Here is a 16,783-nt window from a genome sequence, read left to right on the forward strand (position 1 = left end):
CCGACGGCTACACCACTGAACGCGCTGTCACTGAGCTGGCACTACGCCAGGCCGAGCGACTGGCGGGCCAGGTCTTCGGGGACTCGCCGCAGCGAATCCGCGAGCAAGAGGACGAGCTCATAGAGCGTTGTCGTGACGCGCCGGAGTCGTTCGAGATGTGGCTGGCTCGTGACGCCGAGGGCAGCGTCGCGTGTTCCGGCCGGGTCGACTTCGTCGACGGGACTGATTTCGCTGGCTTGTGGGGAGGCGCCTGCGATCGTGCTCATCGCGGTCGCGGCCTCTACCGTGCTTTGGTCGGGCAACGCGCCAGGTCGGCGCAGGCGCGCGGGAAACGCTACATCCAGGTCGACTGCAGCGAAGATTCTCGCCCCATCTTGGAACGAGCGGGCCTGATTCCCATCACCTCGGTGACAGCTGCCATCTGGAACTGCGACCCGAAGACCAGCCACGTCGGCTAACCGCATTCACCCCGATTTCCTCGACATAGTGCGTAAACGGTCGTTTGAGCTACACCAGCAGGAACGAGCCCAACACCGATGCGAGCTGATGCGGGTTCTCTTCAGCCATGTGGTGGCCCGACTCGATCACGGCCGTTCGAGGTGACTGCTCACACCAGGACTCCCAGATAGCACCTGGGTCTGCGTAGAGGTCTTCCATGTCGTCGTCGCGTGACCAGGCGACGAGGGTGGGGCACGCGATGCGTCGGCCGGCGTCACGGTCAGCTTCGTCATGGCCGCGGTCGACGTGCAGGCCGGCGCGGTAGTCCTCGAGCATGGCCCGCACAGTTGCGGGGCTATTGATAGCGGCGACCATGTTGTCGTAGTTCTCTTGCCCCATGCGCCGAGCATCAGGGCGATACCAGGCCATCGGGTCTGCGGTGATCACACGTTCAGCTTGCTCGGTGGCGAAGAAGAACCAGTGCCACCACAATTCGGCGAAGCGAGCATCCGCGCGCTCGAGCGCCTCCACGATGGGGACACAGTCGAGGACGGCAAGTTTCTCCACCTGCCTGGGGTGATCGAGTGCCGTGCGGTAGGCGACGTAGCTGCCCCGGTCGTGGCCGACGACGCTGAAGCGTTCATGCCCTAGCTGTTGCATGAGACTGGCGATGTCGCCTGCCATCGCACGGTCGCTGTAGACGTGGTGCTCGGCGTCAGGCTCGGGGGTCGATGACTGCCCATAGCCCCGAAGGTCAGGGCACACCACGCTCATCCCGGCGGCGGCCAATAGCGGCGCGACGAGATGCCATGTGGTGTGCGTTCGAGGATGGCCGTGCAGTAGAACAACCGCGGGGCCCTCACCCCCTGTTCGCACCCGTAACCGGACTCCATCGCGCACTAGGACGGTGGACATGTCGAAACCATCAAAGAAGACCACCTGTCGATCATCGCCCACGGTGAGGTGTGGCGCCTGACGGCTCGTTGATCAGGTGCGCAAAGGGTCGGCAGACCCCCAGTTCTGCTACACGAGGTTCTGCACGTAGTTTTGCTACGCAATTCGGTAGCTCAAGTACGCGCGGAACCCCGTCGAGCCGGGGTGTAGCAAATACGACCGTTTTGGCTACGCCGGATTGTCACGCGGCACGCCCGGCTTCATTGCCTGCGCAGGCGCTTACGAGGCGGGATCCGCAATCGTCCCGACTCGGCCTTGTTGGCCAGATCAGCCATGACACGTGAGACATCCTCAGCCGGCACCCGCCGGTGCAAAGCATAGCGTCGTTCAACACGCCAAGGCTCGAGATCCGCGCTCACCACTCCGACCGTCCAACGGCCTCGACCATACGTCTGAGCACCGACCCACTGCAGCCCGGCCTGCGACAGGGGCGTGATGCCTTCTTCCATGCCCTGACCCCCGACGAGCTGACAGTCCTGGAGGGGCTCCTTGGGAACCTCGATGCCTCACATGCAGGGGACTCGATCAACGTCCCCGGTCAGTACAGCTAGACGCGAGAGAGCAGACAGAACGGGTGGCCGGCGGGATCGGCCAGCACGAAGACCTGTTCGTCTCTTTCATCGGAACGATCCATGAGCACTATGGCCCCAAGAGCGCACGCACGTTCGACGTGACGCGACAACTCGTCGCGAGAATCGACGATGAACTCAAGATGCAGTTGCATCGGAACGTCTGGCGAAGGCCAGGTGGTCTGGGTGAGGGAATCGACACGCTGCACGGCCAGCCGGACAGCTCCCGTCGAGTCGACGAGTTCGACCCACTGCGGCTCACCGTCGGCAACGTCGGCGTCATAGTTAAGGCCCAGCAGTTCGCCGTAGAAGACTGCGACGTCTCGTACGTTGACGGCGTCGACGGTGGGGTGCAGTAGTCGTGGGAAACCCGATTTACCCATGAGTCCATTGTGTCATCGCAGGACATGGGCAGCGAGGAGGCTCCGCCTGAACGGGGTAAGGCTCCCGGCGTCGTGTAGCTCAAACGGTCTTTGGAGCTACAGCAGCTTGGCGACAGCGCAGATGGCCCTGCTCGGCACAGTCAACGTGTGCACCGAGTTCGTGCTCTACGGCACCATCGGTGCTCTCGCGGGCACTTCATGAGCGATTCACTAGCAGTCCGCGAGCTAGCGCCGCGCTGAACTACCTTGCGGCCACGGTCTACGCCGTTCTTGCCTGCATCATCATCATCGAAGCCGTCCGACAGGTGTGCCGCAGGTGCACCACGAGGCGCACAGACAAAGGCTTCCCAATGGGCGCCTGTGGGCCTAGCGTTGTGGATGTGATCACCTGTGTCGTCCACTACACCATCGACCCCGAACAGATCGCGGCCTTTGAACAGTTCGCCCGTGCTTGGATGCGGCTTGTCGACGAACACGGCGGCACCCACCACGGGTACTACCTACCCGCGGAAGGCGCGAGTGACCGTGCGGAAGCCCTGTTCAGCTTCCCCAGCCTGGCTGCCTACGAGCAGTACCGCACCTTGTTCGGCACCCACCCGGACTTCATCGCCGCTGACCGGATTCGAGACGAGTCCGGGTGCGTCCTGCGGTACGAGCGCACCTTTATGCGGCCGCTCCTACCCCAGGGACACTGAAAGGGACTCCGGCAGCACGCTCGGCACAACCCACAACGCCGCAGGTCAGCGCGTACAGATGGGTGTACGCCACCCCGCGCAAGTGGGAACCCCCTCAGATGCGCACTTTTCACCACCGCGCATCCAGGGATATTCCTACTCACACAGTCGAGAGCTCAGATCAGGCGGGTCATCATCGAACCGGCAGGCAGCCCTAGCGGTGTAGCAAAAACCTTCGTTTGAACTACGGTCTCGCAGACCTGCGGTCCGACGCTCGGGAACATGAAAGGGGCGGCGAGTGGGGGAGCTCCACCTTGCTGCGAGATCCCCACAGTGCTCTCCCAAGGCTTCCCCTGTGTGTGCGGCCCCGGGGGGGCTAGCCAACAACCCGAGGTCCGACGGACGATTCTTCTCGTCCTTGCACAGGCCGATTCCTATTCTGTGACCAGGAAGACCGGAGGAGGTGGATGGTGCCGATCGTCTTCGAGGAGCTGAACCAGGGCAACGAGGTCGTCTGGGCTAATGGTCGGATGCCCGACCGGGTCTATGCGTACCGGAGCTTCATCGCTCAGCACGGTCGAGATGCCGGCTACCCGGCTCGCTACGTATACAAAGTCTTCGACGAGAGGGAGGACCTCGATGCGGACGACAACTGGGAATGGACGGAGTACGTAGTGAGCACTACTCCGGGCGGCAGAAAGCAGCTTCGGCTGGAGGTCGCGCGCCACGCCGGTGCCGTGCGCCAGATCGTTCTTCAACGCGTGCCGACGGATCCCAACTCCGACAAGGTGGAGCAGATGCTGCGCCTGGACCGGGACCAGTCGACCCGGCTCATCGATCTGGTCAAAGCGCTCGACGCAATCCCGCCCGAAGGAAACGAGAGCGTGCGGGTGGACGACCAGCTGCTGCGCGAGGTCTTCTCCGACCCGGATGCTCTCGGGCGCGCGTATGCAGCTGACCCCGAGCGTTTCAAAGAGCTCATTCGGTCCGATGCGACGGCTCAGGATGTGATTGCGCTCCAGCGGAGACGCGACGTGGTGGACAAAATGCGCAACTGGCTGGATGACGATGCAGCGTTCGATGCAGAGAGTCAGGACGCTGGAGGCCCCGAGAAGGCGTGGCAACGACTCCTTGAGGCGAACCCATGGGTCCTGGGCGTCGGTCTCGGCGGTCAGCTGCTGACGTCGTGGAGCCCTGCGAAGCTGGAGCAGGTCAGCAGCGGCGCCAGCATCAAAGGTGCTGGCAAGCGCACCGACGCGCTGTTGCGCACAAACGGCATCGTCCGGTCGATGGTCTTCGCCGAGATCAAGCATCACCGCACGGACCTGCTGGCCGGTCAGCACTACCGCTCGGCCTGCTGGGGACCATCGGCGGAATTGGCCGGCGCCGTGGTCCAGGTGCAGCAGACGGTCCGCATGGCCGTACGCGACCTGGGCGAGTACTTGGAGGACACGGCGGACGACGGGTCGCGCATGGGTACGGGAACCTTCATCACCCAGCCGCGCGCCTACCTCGTCGCTGGTCGACTTGACCAGCTGCACGGCAGTAACGGACCGATCGACGACAAGGTCCACAGCTTTGAGCTCTTCCGTCGTAACCTCGCCCACCCTGAAGTCATTTCCTTCGACGAGCTGCTGGCTCGGGCTGAGTGGCACGTGAAGCTAGCGGAGGAGCAGGCAGGGGAGGCTGACAACGAGGACGATGCGGCGACCCTGGATCCTGGCGACGACATCCTCTGATGGAGCCCTGCTTAGGGCGTGTCTGACAAAGGTCGGGCGTGTGGTCTAAACGATGGCGAATTCAACCGGTCAGCGCTCCGCTGGTGGTGTTCAGGCTGTCGGTGAAGGCTCGTGGGTTGAGCTACCGACCCGCCCCGGTGGTGCAGAACCCTTCGTTTGAGCTACCTCGCGCATCCATTGGACGCGACGGCTAGCGGCGCTCGGCACAATGGGTCTGTGACAAGCGATCCGGCATCCAACACCCCAGACCTCAACCGGTACCACCATCGGGTTGCCACGTTGTCTCGGGATGGCCGCGTGTGCGCCTACCTTGGTTGCGAGGTCGGGGCCATGTGACCTCACCAGCCCGGACGTTCGAGAGGCGGGCCTGGTCGTCGCGAAGGTGGAACGGACGCCCATGGCCCTTCTTTCTAATGGCATGGCCCGATGGCTCGACTGAACCCCCGAAGAGGACTACGGTCCGGACTGGCCCCTCCTCAGAGAGCTCGAGAGCGGAATTTTCGTGGCAGTCGCTCACCCTTCGGAGCGCAGGCAGCGATCGTTTCTTGGTTTACGCCTAGGCTCGATCGTGACGCGTTGCCCTGACGAGGTTCCCTACGCCGTCACCTGGCTCGGAGCTAAAGACTCCGAAGTGGCCTGGGCAAAGCTCGGACTGAAGTGAGGCGGCTAAACGGCCGGCTGTGCCGAAGCCCTCACTTGCGCAGGGTGAGCAAAAACGGTCGTTTTTGATGCCGCTGGGGGATGTCCCAACTGACGGCAACGCCTGAGCTCATCGTTAAGGGTACCGAAACTGTCACGTGTCAGAGGGTTCTGATACCTCCGAGGCAGTGTTGAAGTCACCGTAAGCACCGTTGCCGGCGATGACGTCGTAGATGAGGCGACGTGAGACGCCGAGTTCGCCCGCAAGCTTGGCCTTGTTGGCGCCGTTTGCCGCTTCCTGGCGCACGTGGGCGATCTGTTCGTCGGTGAGGCGGCGGGCGCGGCCCTTGTACGCGCCGCGCGCTTTGGCCAGGTCGATGCCTTCGCGTTGGCGTTCGCGGATGAGGGAGCGCTCGAGTTCGGCGACGGCACCGATGAGTTGGCGTTGGAACGTCGCGAACGGGTCGGCCGCAGCGTCGGGTGTGAAGGTGAGGCGTTCTTTGACGAACTCGACGCTCACTTTGCGTGCGGTGAGGTCGGAGACGATCTGCTCGAGGTCGATGAGTGATCGCGCGAGTCGATCCATCGACGCGACGCGCAACGTGTCACCGCGACGCACGTAGCGCAACGCATCCGCCAGGCCGGCGCGATCGGCTCGGCTCTTGCCGGATTGGTGATCGGTGAACAGCTCGTCGACCACCCCGAGTGCCTCTAGTTGCCTGGCTAGATTCTGCGACGTCGACGAGACGCGCGCGTACCCCACGATTTGACCCGACATGTCTAGACCCTACGCGCAACATGAGCAATAAGGCCACCGAGGACCCTATTTGCACGCGAGCCACAGAGCGGAGCAACTGTGCAAATAGGGTGTACCCCAAAACCCGAGCTGGCCAATGACCACCTGTCGATATTGCTAGCGTTGCAGCCGCAGCGAGTTAAAGACCGCGGATCGTGCGGGGATCTTCTTGACGAAACCGATCAGCGCCCGGTGCTCCGTCTCGTGTAGGAACTCGAAAACAAGGGGATAGATATGGCCAAGCAGAGGGCTGGCAGACGCACGACGATCTACCGACTCATTGGCGTGAAGGAGTTCGAGAGCGCTATCCGCGACAAGTACCTCGGTCAGGATGGGTTCGAGGCCCACGAAGTGGAGGTCGGTGATCGTCCCGGCTATCTGGTGGCGGGAGCCATGGCCAAGGACCGTTCGGACTGGTGTGCCGCGGTGACCACGCTCACTGGCGAAGCAGTCGAGATCGGCGGGATTACGCCAGCCGGCGTGCTCTTGGTGCGACCCGAGGGCGAGAGCGCTCCGCAGGAAGGTGTCGCGTACGCGCTGAGCTATGGGATGGGTTTCCAATTGCTCGAGCAGGGTCGGTTGGACAACCTTTTCGGACAACGCATCGCCATCCGCACCGCCGACCCAAGCAAGCTCCGCTCGCTCACCGTCACCACAATGGACGAACGCTCGCGGACCTCGCGAGCAACTATCCCGCAAGGTGACGGCCTCCTTGGATTCGGCGTGGGCGACGTCGGTGAGGCGGTCAGCAGGATCGTAGCCAGCGCGAAGCTGCCGATGCTGTCAAGGTCCGCAGGGGAGCCGCTTCAGATTCGAGGTGCTGACGCCCTCAACGTCCCGCTCGGTCACACCCCTGCAGAGGTGCTCACAGATCTGGATGCACTCGAACGATTACTCGCTAAAGAACCCCATCCATCTCTCAAGTCACTGGAGCAGTTGGCGGCCGTCCGGAACCCCGAGACCAAGAAGCAGCTCGATGTAAAGCTGGCTGCGGCACTCGACGATGACTCCGGGAATATCGGGCTCGCTTGGCCCCATGAGCGAGTCGACGAGAACGGGACTCCCGATTCATGGGTGCCACGCCGGTTGTGGCCCGGGCGACGCAGAGAGGTCCGACCGGGGCAACCCGACTGGACTGATATCCGAGCCGCCCTTGCGGGAGTCCCTCGCGGACAGCGGCTGGACCGCGTGGAATCGGCCACGATCCGACTCTGTCGAGACACAGAGGGCAAAGACGCCATCAGCCAAGACATTCCCCTTCGTCGATGGCTCGCGTTCGAGACAGACCTCGACGATCGGACATACGCGCTCTATGACGGATCTTGGTACGAGATCCACCACGACTATGCCCGCAACATTACCGAGCGGGTGAAAGATTTGCTCGCCCGTGAAGTTGAAGATCTAACCTTCCCAGCATGGGCGTTCGACCACGACGAGGATGCATACAACAAGGAGCTGGCAGCGGCACTGGGAGGGGTGTGTCTCGACAAGAAGCTGATCAGGACCGACCTCCACGGTCGCGGGATCGAAGCCTGCGACGTCTACCTCCCTGACGGAACTCTGATCCATGTGAAGAAGACGGAAAAGTCCGCTGCCGCCAGCCACCTTCTCGCTCAGGCCTTGGTGTCGGCCGATGCGCTGTGCAGTGACGCTCAAGCTCGGAAAAAGCTGAAGGAGAAGATCAAAACCTTGGGCGGTGATGCATCCAACGTCGGACCAAAGCCCAAACGCGTTGTCCTGGCTATGTATCGGGGTGCTGGGAAGCACGTCACCCCAGAGAATCTCTTCACCTTCACAAAAGTCAACTTGGTCAGGCAAGCGACGTCGCTTGAGGAACGCGGCGTCCCGGTGTACGTCGTGTCAATCCCCGGTCCCGCCGCCTGACCTAGCTGCGACTTCGCGCGGTTCGCCTCTCAAGCAGGCTGTCGCGCGCGTCACGCGCCTGCGCGATAGCGCCCCCGCAGACGCCCAGCATGTCTCTTAGAAGGGTGTCGTCGACGAGTCGCACCGCCTGATCCAGGGAGCCACTCTTGAGGTGGCTGGCGACGGCTGGCCGCACCAGCCTTAGTTGTTCATGCGCCGTCGTGAGGCTGGAGGGGGAGGGTACGAGCCAGCGGGTGGCTTCACCGGGTTCCATTTTGAGGATACCGCCGCCGTAGGCGCGGCCGGTGAGTTCGGCGCTGAGCATCGTCAACGAGTTCAGCGCTGCCAGGGGCAACAGCTCGCGCCCGAGGGCCCGGTGTTCGTCGTGCAAATAGATGCCGTGAACGCTGTTGAGGTGGTGCGCGCTGGCGGTGTTGGTGACCATGCGCACGGTGTCAGCGTTCATGTACGTCAACAGCAGATCTGCGGGCGGCATGAGAGGTACTTGCCACCAGGTGCGTCGGGTGCGGCACTTATACGCCTCATGCACCCCGAGGGTACGGCCGGCTTCGATGTAGGCCTGCGCCTGCGCGGACATGCCGGTCTCGCCGGGTCGGAACAATCGGGTGCGTTTGCCCTCACGTCCTAGTGCAGTCAAGGCCTGCGGGGTGAGTTCAAGACCGCGGAGGTGGCGCGACCCGGGCGGAGACAATGGCAATGTCTCTCGGCGGGCGAGGCCGAGGTCAGCGGCTTGAGCAGGGGGGATCGCGAAGTAAGTGTTGCGTCCGGTGACCATGCCCAGGCGGGTGTGGCCCCACGTCGTCAGGGGGGTGAAGTGGCCCTGTGAGACCGCGTCGAGCAGGGTCGTGGTTGCTTCGGCGGTGACGGTTGCGCCAGACCACTTGTGCTCGGGGTTGGCAGGAGACCAGACCAGTGCTGGTGGCAACTGCTGCAGCCCGTCCGCGTTGGTTACTTGCCGGATGCTCGCCGAGGTACTCGAACCTTGTTGGTAACCGTCAGCCAGCAACAACACAGCTTCAGTCTCTGCCTCTGCGAACACGCGCTGCTCGAACAGGACAAGCTCAACTGAAGCGAACCGCTCGAAGAGGAAGCGGCGCACCGGTGCTGCGTAGTTCGCGGACAACAGCTCAGCCGGGAGCACGAACCCCAGCCGTCCACCCTGTGCGAGGTGCATGGCGGAGTGGATGGTGAACGCTGCCCATGCCGAGGCCAGCCCCGACAGCGCTACCCCGCCTTGCAGCGCCGCGGCGCGGGCGCGGGCGCGTTGCTCGCCGGCGAAGTCTTGGAAGCGAATGTAGGGCGGGTTGCCGATCACCACGTCGAACAATTCCCCCGGACGTTGGGTGAAGAAGTCCCCAACCTCAACGTGCGCGATGCCACCTGCTTCGTCGACGCGCTGCGCGCCATACGAGGCGCTCCACTCGTGCAGTTCCGCCCCCCACACCTGCGGACGCTCGTGGCCCAATCCATGCAGCGTACGTACCGCGTGTACAAGGAATTCTGCGTCCCCTGAGGACGGCTCGAGCACACGATCACTGGCGTCGCGGATCGCCCACTGTGCGATGAATGACGCAATCAGCGCGGGGGTGAAGAACGCGCCCCGAGCCTTGCGACGTTCAGCAGTGTCGAGCGGATCACGGGCAGCGTAACTCATGCGTCACATTCTGACAGCCACCGGGGACAACCACGCCCATGCGCTCGAATCAGAACAACCCCGCATCAGCGTCCACAGCGGTAGTTAGTGGGGCCGCACCCGGTTCGGCGGCGGCACGGCGGGCGCGCGCTGCGGTGTGGAAGTTGATCGGGGAATTGTCGAGCACGCGCGAGCACATCACTGCGAAGAATGCACCCGGATCAAGCGCCGCAGGCACCTGAGCGGTCGACAACCTGACCGGCACTACCTGCTCAACATCATCACCTACGTGGTCAGCCCCGGCGCCAGAGTCATCGGCGGGGTCCGGGATCGCTCCGGCATCCAAAGGTCCAGCCGCATCGGGTTCCTCAGTGCCAGCCTGCTCATCGGCGCCGACGAGGTCGGGCATGACCAGGGCGACCGCGTCGTACGCGTCATCCTCCCGCCCGAGCTTTTGCAGCAGGTCGATCAGCCACATCGCCTTGTCATGCTCTGCGTTCAACGCGATCGCGTTAAGGGCGTACACAAACCCCAGCGCCGCCTGAGGGTGGCGTAGGCGCAGGTTCTTCGCGTCACCGTAGGACTCCTCAACCCGGTTGGCGGCGTTCTTCCCAAAGGAGGAATCCATTCGTTTGGTTGAGATCATCAGCTCCGGGCCTGTCGCCCAAGAACTCATCACGACATCGACCTGCTTGACGTAGTTCTTGCCCAGCAGGTTCGCGCTCTTAGCCGCGCCAGCGACCTTGCTACCCGAGATCCGCTCGCGCACCAGCTTCTTCACCGGCGCGGGCAGGCTCTCCACGAACGCGTGTATCTCGTAGGGGAAAACGCGCGGTTCTGAGGCCCGGGGCCACACCTTGTCCGCGTCGAAGCCAGCCCGGCGCATCTCGTACGACACCCACACATCCAGCGCTAACGCTGGAACCCCCGACTGGGATGTCGCGTTCAAGTAGACGGGCACACCCAACAGCTTCGACAATGTGTCGTAGTCCGGGACGAAGGTCACCCGCCCCTCAATCAGAGCCCACGGGCTGGTGCCCCTGCCAGGGGCTGACTCGATGATCTGGTCGAACAGACGCCAGCCGCGTTCACGCAAAGACTCACCCATGCGCCCAAGTTAAGCGCACCCAAGCACGCCCCGCTGGTCCAGGTGCACTACCGACTAGATGTACTGACCGGACACGTTGATCAAGGATCGGCCGGTGACGCGAGATACTCGCTGCATGGGCGAGCCGCAGGTTGAAGAGGTCGGCGCAGACTTCGCGCGCCGATGGTGGAAGTCCCTGATGGCGAACGCGGTGGCGCTTGTGGAGGATGCCCACGCCCTGGCGGACCGGGGCAGTGCCGGCCGGGCTCAGGCGCTCCTGGTGCTCGCGATGGAGGAAGTGGCGAAGGCACGCTGGCTTTACGAGGCCGCCGAGTGGGAGTGGAGTGCACCCTTGGGCCTCTACGGAGTGCAACCTCGCGAACCTGGCCTGGTTCAGGTTCCCGACGCCCTACGTACCACCCGCGCACCACACGCAGATAAGCTGCAGGTGGCGGAGCAGTTCGCGTCAGGCTTGGGTGGATTTTGGGACCCAGACCGTCGGATCGAGTACTACCAGTTGCCGGACTTGGAGACGTTCCATGGGTTGGCGCGGCAGCGGAACCTCGACAAGCAGGCTGGCTTCTACGTCGACTGTGCAGCCGACCGGATCTCCTCGCCGCTGGACATACCCGCCGGGGGGATCGTGGAGCAGATGCGTCGAGCGGCCAAGGTAGTTCAGATGCACCTGATCCAGGACCACACCCGCCAACAAGACGCCTCCGTTCCTAGCCGGATCGACTCGGCGGAGGATCTCCACTGGACGATCCTTCCCTACTCCGACCCCGAGTTCTTCACCGAGGAGCCGGCTGGCGTGGGCGTTGAAGCCGCCGAAGAGTAGCCAGCCGCTCTGAGTTTGGTGAGTGGCGGTTGGTTATCGCACGCGGTGTGCGGCCGTACTTCGTTGTAGTGCCCCAGCCAGGGCTCGAGCGCGTCGCGGCGTTCTTGCTCGCTGGTGTAGCAGCGGGCGTAGGCCCACCCGTCGGCCATCGTCCGGTGGAAGCGCTCCACCTTCCCATTGGTCTGCGGGCGGTACGGGCGGGTCCGTTTCGGCGTGATCGACAGGGCATCGCAGGTGTCGCGCCACAGGTGCGAGCGGTACGCCCCACCGTTGTCCGACAGCACCCGCTCGATGGTGACGCCATGGCCGGCGAACCACTGCACCGCTCGGCGAAGGACGGCGACGGCGGTGACGGCCGTCTCGTCATCATGGACCTCTGTGTACGCGACGCGTGAGTGGTCGTCAATGACGGTGCGGCTCGCGCCGCCGCCGTCGCCCAACACGGGCATGCGGAACACTCATCTCGGCCTTCCCGCACGCGGCGTTGGTGACAAGACATGTGTACCGACAAATACCTCGCTCGAGGCATATCGGCGCGCGTGGGTGAACGCAACCATTAGCGGCCCGGCCGACGCATGAGGGGCAGGCCCACCGGGGCGGGTCTGCCCCTCATTGGACGTTGTCGGCGCTGGTTAGCGGGGCGCTGCGAGGAGGCCCGTCGTCTCCATCGGGAGTTCAACCTCACGGTCGACGCGCATGCCGGCCCGTTCGAGCAGCGAGACCACCAGGTCACGGGAGCGGTGGCGGCCACCGTTGGTCATGAGGAGGTGCAGGTCCCACAGTGCCGGCAACATGGATGCACCTTCGTCCGCGACGAGACGGTCGATGAACAGGACCCGCGAGGAGCTGTCGGCCAGGGCGCGTCGGCAGTTCTCGAACACCCGGACGACAGCGTCGTCATCCCAGCCGGCCAGAACGCGACACAGGATGTACACGTCTCCGCCATCCGGGACGGCGTCGAACATGTCGCCGGCGACGAGCTCAACGCGGTCGAGTCCGACAGTCGTTGACAGGTGCTCGCGGGCCTCGGGGATCATGTGCTCGCGATCGAAGAGCACGCCCTGGGCGTCCTGGGACGCGCTCAAAATAGACGAGAGGAGGTGCCCACCCCCGCCGCCGACGTCGACAACCCGCTTGTCTCCGAAGTCCACCGCTTCGGGGACCGCATGGAAGAACATGTTCCCTGCGTTCATGGTGTGCTGAAACCGCTTGGCTGTGTCTGGCTGCTGACCAAGATATGCATAGAAAGGCTCGCCATATGCGGCCTCGAAGCCGGAGCTAACGGTAGTGATGGCGTGATGCGCCTGCCCCCAGGCGGCGTAGAACTCTTCACCGTGCAGCAGGACCATGTCCCGCAGCGACTGCGTCCCACGCCGAAGGGTTGCGCTCATAGGAGTGTTCCGGTAGCCGGTTGACTCGCTGCCCTCAAGAACGCCGATCGCCACAAGCAGGCGCAATAGGCGGTGCAGTCCTTCCTGGCTCGCCCCGGTCGCCTCAGCGAGTGATCCAGCATCTGTCAGGCCGTCTTCGATGTGGTCGGGCAATTCGAGCTTTGCCGCGGTGTAAACGGCTTGCGCGCGCCAACCGCCTGTAATGAGCTCGACCATACTTCTGGTTGCATGCGCGTCCGCTGTCATACTCATCCTGCCCTTCCCAGGGTTCCCCTACTAGTGTGGACTCAAGTAGACACCATGAACGCGTCTGCACAATCGGTTCCGCGATTTCGATGGCGCGAACGCAATACGGCACATGCGTGTACGAAGATGTCACTATGACTGCTGACGACGCCTTGTTCGCTGTACCAACGAGTGAGTCCTCCAGCGAAGATGACGGGCAGGCGTCTGGGCCGCTGGCAGTTCGGATGCGTCCTCGATGCCTTGACGAGATTGTTGGGCAAGGGCACCTCCTGCGTCCCGGAGCCCCGCTGAGACAGATTGTTGATGGCCAGTCGGGCTCGTCCCTGCTCCTCTACGGCCCGCCGGGCACGGGCAAGACCACGATAGCGCGCCTGCTCGCCCAAGCGGGGAGTCGGCACTTCGTCCCTCTGTCCGCACTCACCAGCGGCGTGAAAGAGTTACGCGACGTCATCGACGGAGCGCGCCGTCGGCGGAAGGGTGCGGGCCGGCAAACGGCTCTGTTCATCGATGAGGTGCACCGATTCTCGAAGACGCAGCAGGACGCTCTGCTGAACGCGGTCGAGGATCAGGTCGTGCTTCTCGTGGCCGCCACCACTGAGAACCCATCGTTCTCCGTGGTCACGCCGCTGCTCTCCCGGGTGCTTGTCCTCCAGCTCCAGCCGCTTGCCGACGAGGAGGTGGGCATCCTGTTGCGCAGAGCAGTAAGCGACGAGCGTGGACTTGGCGGCACGGTCACCCTCACCGCGGCAGCTGAAGCTGCGCTCGTCCGGCTAGCGGGTGGTGATGCCAGAAGTGCTCTGACGAGGCTCGAGTCGAGCGCCAACACGGCCGCTAGCAGCGGCAACGCGGAGATCGACGTGGCAACGGTCGAGCTCGCCCTCGCCGAATCCACTGTGCGCTACGACAGGCAGGGAGACCAGCACTACGACGTCGCCAGCGCGTACATCAAGTCAATCCGAGGCTCCGACCCGGACGCCGCCCTGCACTACCTCGCACGGATGCTCGTAGCAGGCGAGGACCCACGTTTCGTCGCCAGGAGACTTCTCGTGCACGCAAGTGAAGACATCGGGCTCGCGGACCCAAGCGCGCTGCAAGCCGCTGTCGCCGCCGCACACGTCGTACAGCTCGTCGGTATGCCAGAAGCAAGACTTGCGCTAGCGCAGGCGACCGTTCACCTGGCACTGGCACCAAAATCCAGCACCATGGTCGCCGCGATCGACGAAGCCATGGCCGATGTGCGCGCGGGCGGCGTTGGTGTCGTCCCCGAGCATTTGCGCCAGGGCCGCTACGCCGGCGCGGGCGAGCTTGGCCACGGCGTTGGCTACCGTTACCCCCACCGAGCCGCGGAAGGCGTCCTGGCGCAGCAGTACCCACCAGACCCGCTCATCGGTAAGGACTACTACCGCCCAACCAGGCGTGGAGCCGAGCGCGCACTCCAGGGTCGGTTGACCAACCTGCGCAAGCTGGTACGGGGCAGCTAGCAGCGGAAATCGGGCGTGGGTCGCTACAAGCTCCGGTCAGCACGCCACGTGGCCGCACTACGCTCGGGCACATAACTGCAAGAGCCGCCAACGGCTTACAAGCACACGCTCCAGGTGGAGCAGGTGCATCCGCACGGGACATCCAACGGTTGGGGAGCCGATGAACGAGTACGAGTACGAGGTCGCAGACGTCTTTACTCAGGAACCGCTGGAGGGAAACCCGGTAGCTGTCTTCCTCGACGCCGTCGGGTTGTCGGCGGAGAGGATGCAGCAGATCGCACAGGAGATGCACCTCTCCGAGACGGTGTTCGTTCTCCCCCCACGAGGCGGAGGTGACGTCCGCGTTCGCATCTTCACTCCGGTCAACGAGTTGCCCTTCGCTGGCCATCCCACCCTCGGGGCGGCGATCGTGCTGGGCCGTACGGGACGGGGTGACCGCCTCGACATGGAGACTGCCATGGGAACGGTCCGTTTCGAGCTCGCTCGCAACGAAGCTGGGCACGTCAGGTCAGCCACGATGTGGCAGCCCGTACCAACGTGGGGACCCTACGACCGTGCCGACGAACTCCTTGAATGCCTGGGGCTGAGCAGCTCCACGCCGCCCGTAGAGGCGTACCGAAACGGACCTCGACACGTCTTCGTCGGCCTCCCCAGCATCGACGTCCTCTCCAGTATCGAGGTCGACCATCGCGTACTCGCTCGGATGCCAGACATGGCCGCCAACTGCTTCGCTGGCTCCGGAACACACTGGCGACTGCGCATGTTCTCGCCGGCTTACGGCGTCGTGGAGGACGCCGCGACCGGCTCGGCCGCAGGCTCCCTCGCGGTCCACCTGGCGCGCCACGGTCTGGTCGACTTCGGCGAGTGGATCGAGATCCTTCAGGGCGTTGAGATCGGACGGCCATCCACGATGCGAGCACGCGCACTCGGCACGATCGAACGTATTACCGATGTCGAGGTCGGCGGCGCGGCGATTGTTGTGGCGCGAGGAACCCTCTACCTGTAGGGCCGCGACCCGGAGTACTGCTGCAACTACTTAAGTGAGCACCTCGGAGAAATAGTTAGTTTCTCCATTTTTTCCATATTCAATCAACGGGCGCACTGACCGCTGGAGGCCGCCCATAGTTCGAAAAGTCATTTCATATTCAATAGCAGGTGAATTCTTGCGACCCTCTTAACATCCGCTATCCCCTGACATACCCTAGGTTGTGTAGTAAAACGACCAGGGGGGCTGATGCTGTCGACTCGAATTACTCCTGGCGTCAACATGTCGATTTCCAGGAGCCGTAATGACCTCACTTAAGCGATCCGCGCAGATCGGGTTCGTCAGCTTGGCCGTGGTTGGCGCCACTATCACTGTCGCCACCTCCAACGGTAGCGCCAGCACCAACACCAACACCAACACCACCCAACGGGCCAGTGCCAATCACCCCCGCGCGAACGGTGTCCACGGCGAGACTGCGACCACTGAGACGCCGTCCGCTACAGCGCCGCGCACCGACGCGGCGGGACGGTTAGTAGCTAGGACGCCCCAGCAACTGTTGAAGCTGCTCGGCGAGCGCATTGTCGCCAAGGACGTCGACGGGATCGTTGCGCTTCAGGAACCCAGAGCCGCGATCATCGACTGGGACCTCAAGGTCATCAGGGGCCGAGCGAACATCCGAACCTTCTACGTCGACTGGTTCAAGTCCAACCCAGTGCTCACGGTCAACCCCCAGCAGAACTTCGTCTCGGGCGGTCAGCGCCAGGCGGACGGCACCGTGCTGAACCGTACGGCAAGCATCATGGGGACTTACTCCTTGACCCAGGACGACGGCAAGGGCGGTCGCACCACCTTCACGGGCAACTTCTGCGACATCGTGCGGCAGCAGCCGGACGGGACCTGGCTCTACCTCCAGGACAACCCGTACCCGCCGCACGGGAGCCCGTCCAGCATCGCTGGCAGCGGACACCACTGACCGGCCGCGCAACCGTTGCCGCTTTGGCATACGCGGCGGCAACGGTTGCGCATCCCGACGTAGCCGCAGAATC

The 16,783-nt window shown here is 63.7% G+C and carries 14 protein-coding genes and 1 pseudogene; 8 read left to right on the top strand and 7 right to left on the bottom strand.

Annotated features, from left to right (window positions below; translation table 11 throughout):
- Window positions 1–458, top strand: a 458-nt coding sequence (locus D1832_RS15425; RefSeq protein WP_338067327.1) for a GNAT family N-acetyltransferase, incomplete at its 5' end; no start/stop codon positions are given.
- A gap of 49 nt (window positions 459–507) precedes the next feature.
- Here the strand turns inward: D1832_RS15425 and D1832_RS13545 are convergent.
- Window positions 508–1,377, bottom strand: a complete 870-nt coding sequence (locus D1832_RS13545) for an alpha/beta fold hydrolase (RefSeq protein ID WP_241511021.1) — start codon at window positions 1,375–1,377, stop codon at window positions 508–510.
- Window positions 1,378–1,939: 562 nt separating this feature from the next.
- Window positions 1,940–2,344 carry a VOC family protein gene (locus tag D1832_RS13555; protein ID WP_118914797.1) on the bottom strand — a complete coding sequence of 135 codons (405 nt, stop codon included), beginning with the start codon at window positions 2,342–2,344 and terminating at the stop codon, window positions 1,940–1,942.
- A 380-nt stretch (window positions 2,345–2,724) separates the two neighbouring features.
- Here D1832_RS13555 and D1832_RS13560 point away from each other — a divergent pair, with 380 nt between their 5' ends.
- Together D1832_RS13560 and D1832_RS13565 are read left to right on the top strand one after the other, a co-directional pair.
- The gene (locus D1832_RS13560) at window positions 2,725–3,039 is read left to right on the top strand and encodes an NIPSNAP family protein (RefSeq protein ID WP_118914861.1); all 315 of its coding nucleotides are present in this window, start codon (window positions 2,725–2,727) and stop codon (window positions 3,037–3,039) included.
- Window positions 3,040–3,485: 446 nt separating this feature from the next.
- Window positions 3,486–4,757, top strand: a complete 1,272-nt coding sequence (locus D1832_RS13565) for a Shedu immune nuclease family protein (RefSeq protein ID WP_118914799.1) — start codon at window positions 3,486–3,488, stop codon at window positions 4,755–4,757.
- Window positions 4,758–5,550: 793 nt separating this feature from the next.
- On the opposite strand, the gene D1832_RS13570 is transcribed toward D1832_RS13565, so the two are convergent.
- Window positions 5,551–6,174 carry a recombinase family protein gene (locus D1832_RS13570; protein ID WP_118914801.1) on the bottom strand — a complete coding sequence of 208 codons (624 nt, stop codon included), beginning with the start codon at window positions 6,172–6,174 and terminating at the stop codon, window positions 5,551–5,553.
- A gap of 252 nt (window positions 6,175–6,426) precedes the next feature.
- Between D1832_RS13570 and D1832_RS13575 the strand changes: the two genes are divergently transcribed.
- Window positions 6,427–8,076: a DUF6119 family protein gene (locus tag D1832_RS13575; protein ID WP_118914802.1), complete on the top strand. Its 1,650-nt coding sequence runs from the start codon at window positions 6,427–6,429 to the stop codon at window positions 8,074–8,076.
- A 1-nt stretch (window position 8,077) separates the two neighbouring features.
- Here D1832_RS13575 and D1832_RS13580 read toward each other — a convergent pair whose 3' ends face one another.
- Together D1832_RS13580 and D1832_RS13585 are read right to left on the bottom strand one after the other, a co-directional pair.
- Window positions 8,078–9,730 (bottom strand): N-6 DNA methylase, encoded by a 1,653-nt coding sequence (locus D1832_RS13580; RefSeq protein WP_118914804.1) that lies wholly within the window; start codon window positions 9,728–9,730, stop codon window positions 8,078–8,080.
- A 49-nt stretch (window positions 9,731–9,779) separates the two neighbouring features.
- A complete protein-coding gene (locus tag D1832_RS13585) occupies window positions 9,780–10,817 on the bottom strand; it encodes a hypothetical protein (RefSeq protein ID WP_118914806.1) in 1,038 nt (345 codons plus the stop codon).
- A gap of 115 nt (window positions 10,818–10,932) precedes the next feature.
- Between D1832_RS13585 and D1832_RS13590 the strand changes: the two genes are divergently transcribed.
- The gene (locus tag D1832_RS13590) at window positions 10,933–11,634 is read left to right on the top strand and encodes an AbiV family abortive infection protein (protein WP_118914807.1); all 702 of its coding nucleotides are present in this window, start codon (window positions 10,933–10,935) and stop codon (window positions 11,632–11,634) included.
- Here D1832_RS13590 and D1832_RS13595 read toward each other — a convergent pair.
- Both D1832_RS13595 and D1832_RS13600 read right to left on the bottom strand, forming a co-directional pair.
- Window positions 11,568–12,047: pseudogene (locus tag D1832_RS13595) on the bottom strand (integrase core domain-containing protein); the annotation flags it as partial. The gene D1832_RS13590 and the pseudogene D1832_RS13595 overlap by 67 nt on opposite strands.
- Before the next feature lie 219 nt (window positions 12,048–12,266).
- Window positions 12,267–13,271, bottom strand: coding sequence for a methyltransferase (locus tag D1832_RS13600; RefSeq protein WP_118914866.1), 1,005 nt, complete (start codon window positions 13,269–13,271; stop codon window positions 12,267–12,269).
- A gap of 134 nt (window positions 13,272–13,405) precedes the next feature.
- Between D1832_RS13600 and D1832_RS13605 the strand changes: the two genes are divergently transcribed.
- The 3 genes from D1832_RS13605 to D1832_RS15170 all read left to right on the top strand — a co-directional run bounded on the left by D1832_RS13605 (window position 13,406) and on the right by D1832_RS15170 (window position 16,710).
- Window positions 13,406–14,752, top strand: coding sequence for a replication-associated recombination protein A (locus tag D1832_RS13605; RefSeq protein WP_118914809.1), 1,347 nt, complete (start codon window positions 13,406–13,408; stop codon window positions 14,750–14,752).
- Between the two features lie 160 nt (window positions 14,753–14,912).
- Complete coding sequence (locus D1832_RS13610) at window positions 14,913–15,758, top strand: PhzF family phenazine biosynthesis protein (RefSeq protein WP_118914810.1); 846 nt, start codon at window positions 14,913–14,915, stop codon at window positions 15,756–15,758.
- A 283-nt stretch (window positions 15,759–16,041) separates the two neighbouring features.
- A complete protein-coding gene (locus tag D1832_RS15170) occupies window positions 16,042–16,710 on the top strand; it encodes a YybH family protein (RefSeq protein WP_147362718.1) in 669 nt (222 codons plus the stop codon).
- The last annotated feature ends 73 nt before the right edge of the window (window positions 16,711–16,783 follow it).

This window comes from Dermacoccus abyssi, from assembly GCF_003515945.1.
In the GTDB taxonomy this organism is placed as follows: Bacteria; Actinomycetota; Actinomycetes; order Actinomycetales; family Dermatophilaceae; genus Dermacoccus; species Dermacoccus abyssi.

Bases quoted from the DNA above. Each gene is read 5' to 3' on its own strand.
- D1832_RS13555 (WP_118914797.1), bottom strand. From the start codon at position 2,344: ATGGGTAAATCGGGTTTCCCACGACTACTGCACCCCACCGTCGACGCC.
- D1832_RS13565 (WP_118914799.1), top strand. From the start codon at position 3,486: ATGGTGCCGATCGTCTTCGAGGAGCTGAACCAGGGCAACGAGGTCGTC.
- D1832_RS13570 (WP_118914801.1), bottom strand. From the start codon at position 6,174: ATGTCGGGTCAAATCGTGGGGTACGCGCGCGTCTCGTCGACGTCGCAG.
- D1832_RS13575 (WP_118914802.1), top strand. From the start codon at position 6,427: ATGGCCAAGCAGAGGGCTGGCAGACGCACGACGATCTACCGACTCATT.
- D1832_RS13580 (WP_118914804.1), bottom strand. From the start codon at position 9,730: ATGAGTTACGCTGCCCGTGATCCGCTCGACACTGCTGAACGTCGCAAG.
- D1832_RS13585 (WP_118914806.1), bottom strand. From the start codon at position 10,817: ATGGGTGAGTCTTTGCGTGAACGCGGCTGGCGTCTGTTCGACCAGATC.
- D1832_RS13590 (WP_118914807.1), top strand. From the start codon at position 10,933: ATGGGCGAGCCGCAGGTTGAAGAGGTCGGCGCAGACTTCGCGCGCCGA.
- D1832_RS13600 (WP_118914866.1), bottom strand. From the start codon at position 13,271: ATGACAGCGGACGCGCATGCAACCAGAAGTATGGTCGAGCTCATTACA.
- D1832_RS13605 (WP_118914809.1), top strand. From the start codon at position 13,406: ATGACTGCTGACGACGCCTTGTTCGCTGTACCAACGAGTGAGTCCTCC.
- D1832_RS13610 (WP_118914810.1), top strand. From the start codon at position 14,913: ATGAACGAGTACGAGTACGAGGTCGCAGACGTCTTTACTCAGGAACCG.
- D1832_RS15170 (WP_147362718.1), top strand. From the start codon at position 16,042: ATGACCTCACTTAAGCGATCCGCGCAGATCGGGTTCGTCAGCTTGGCC.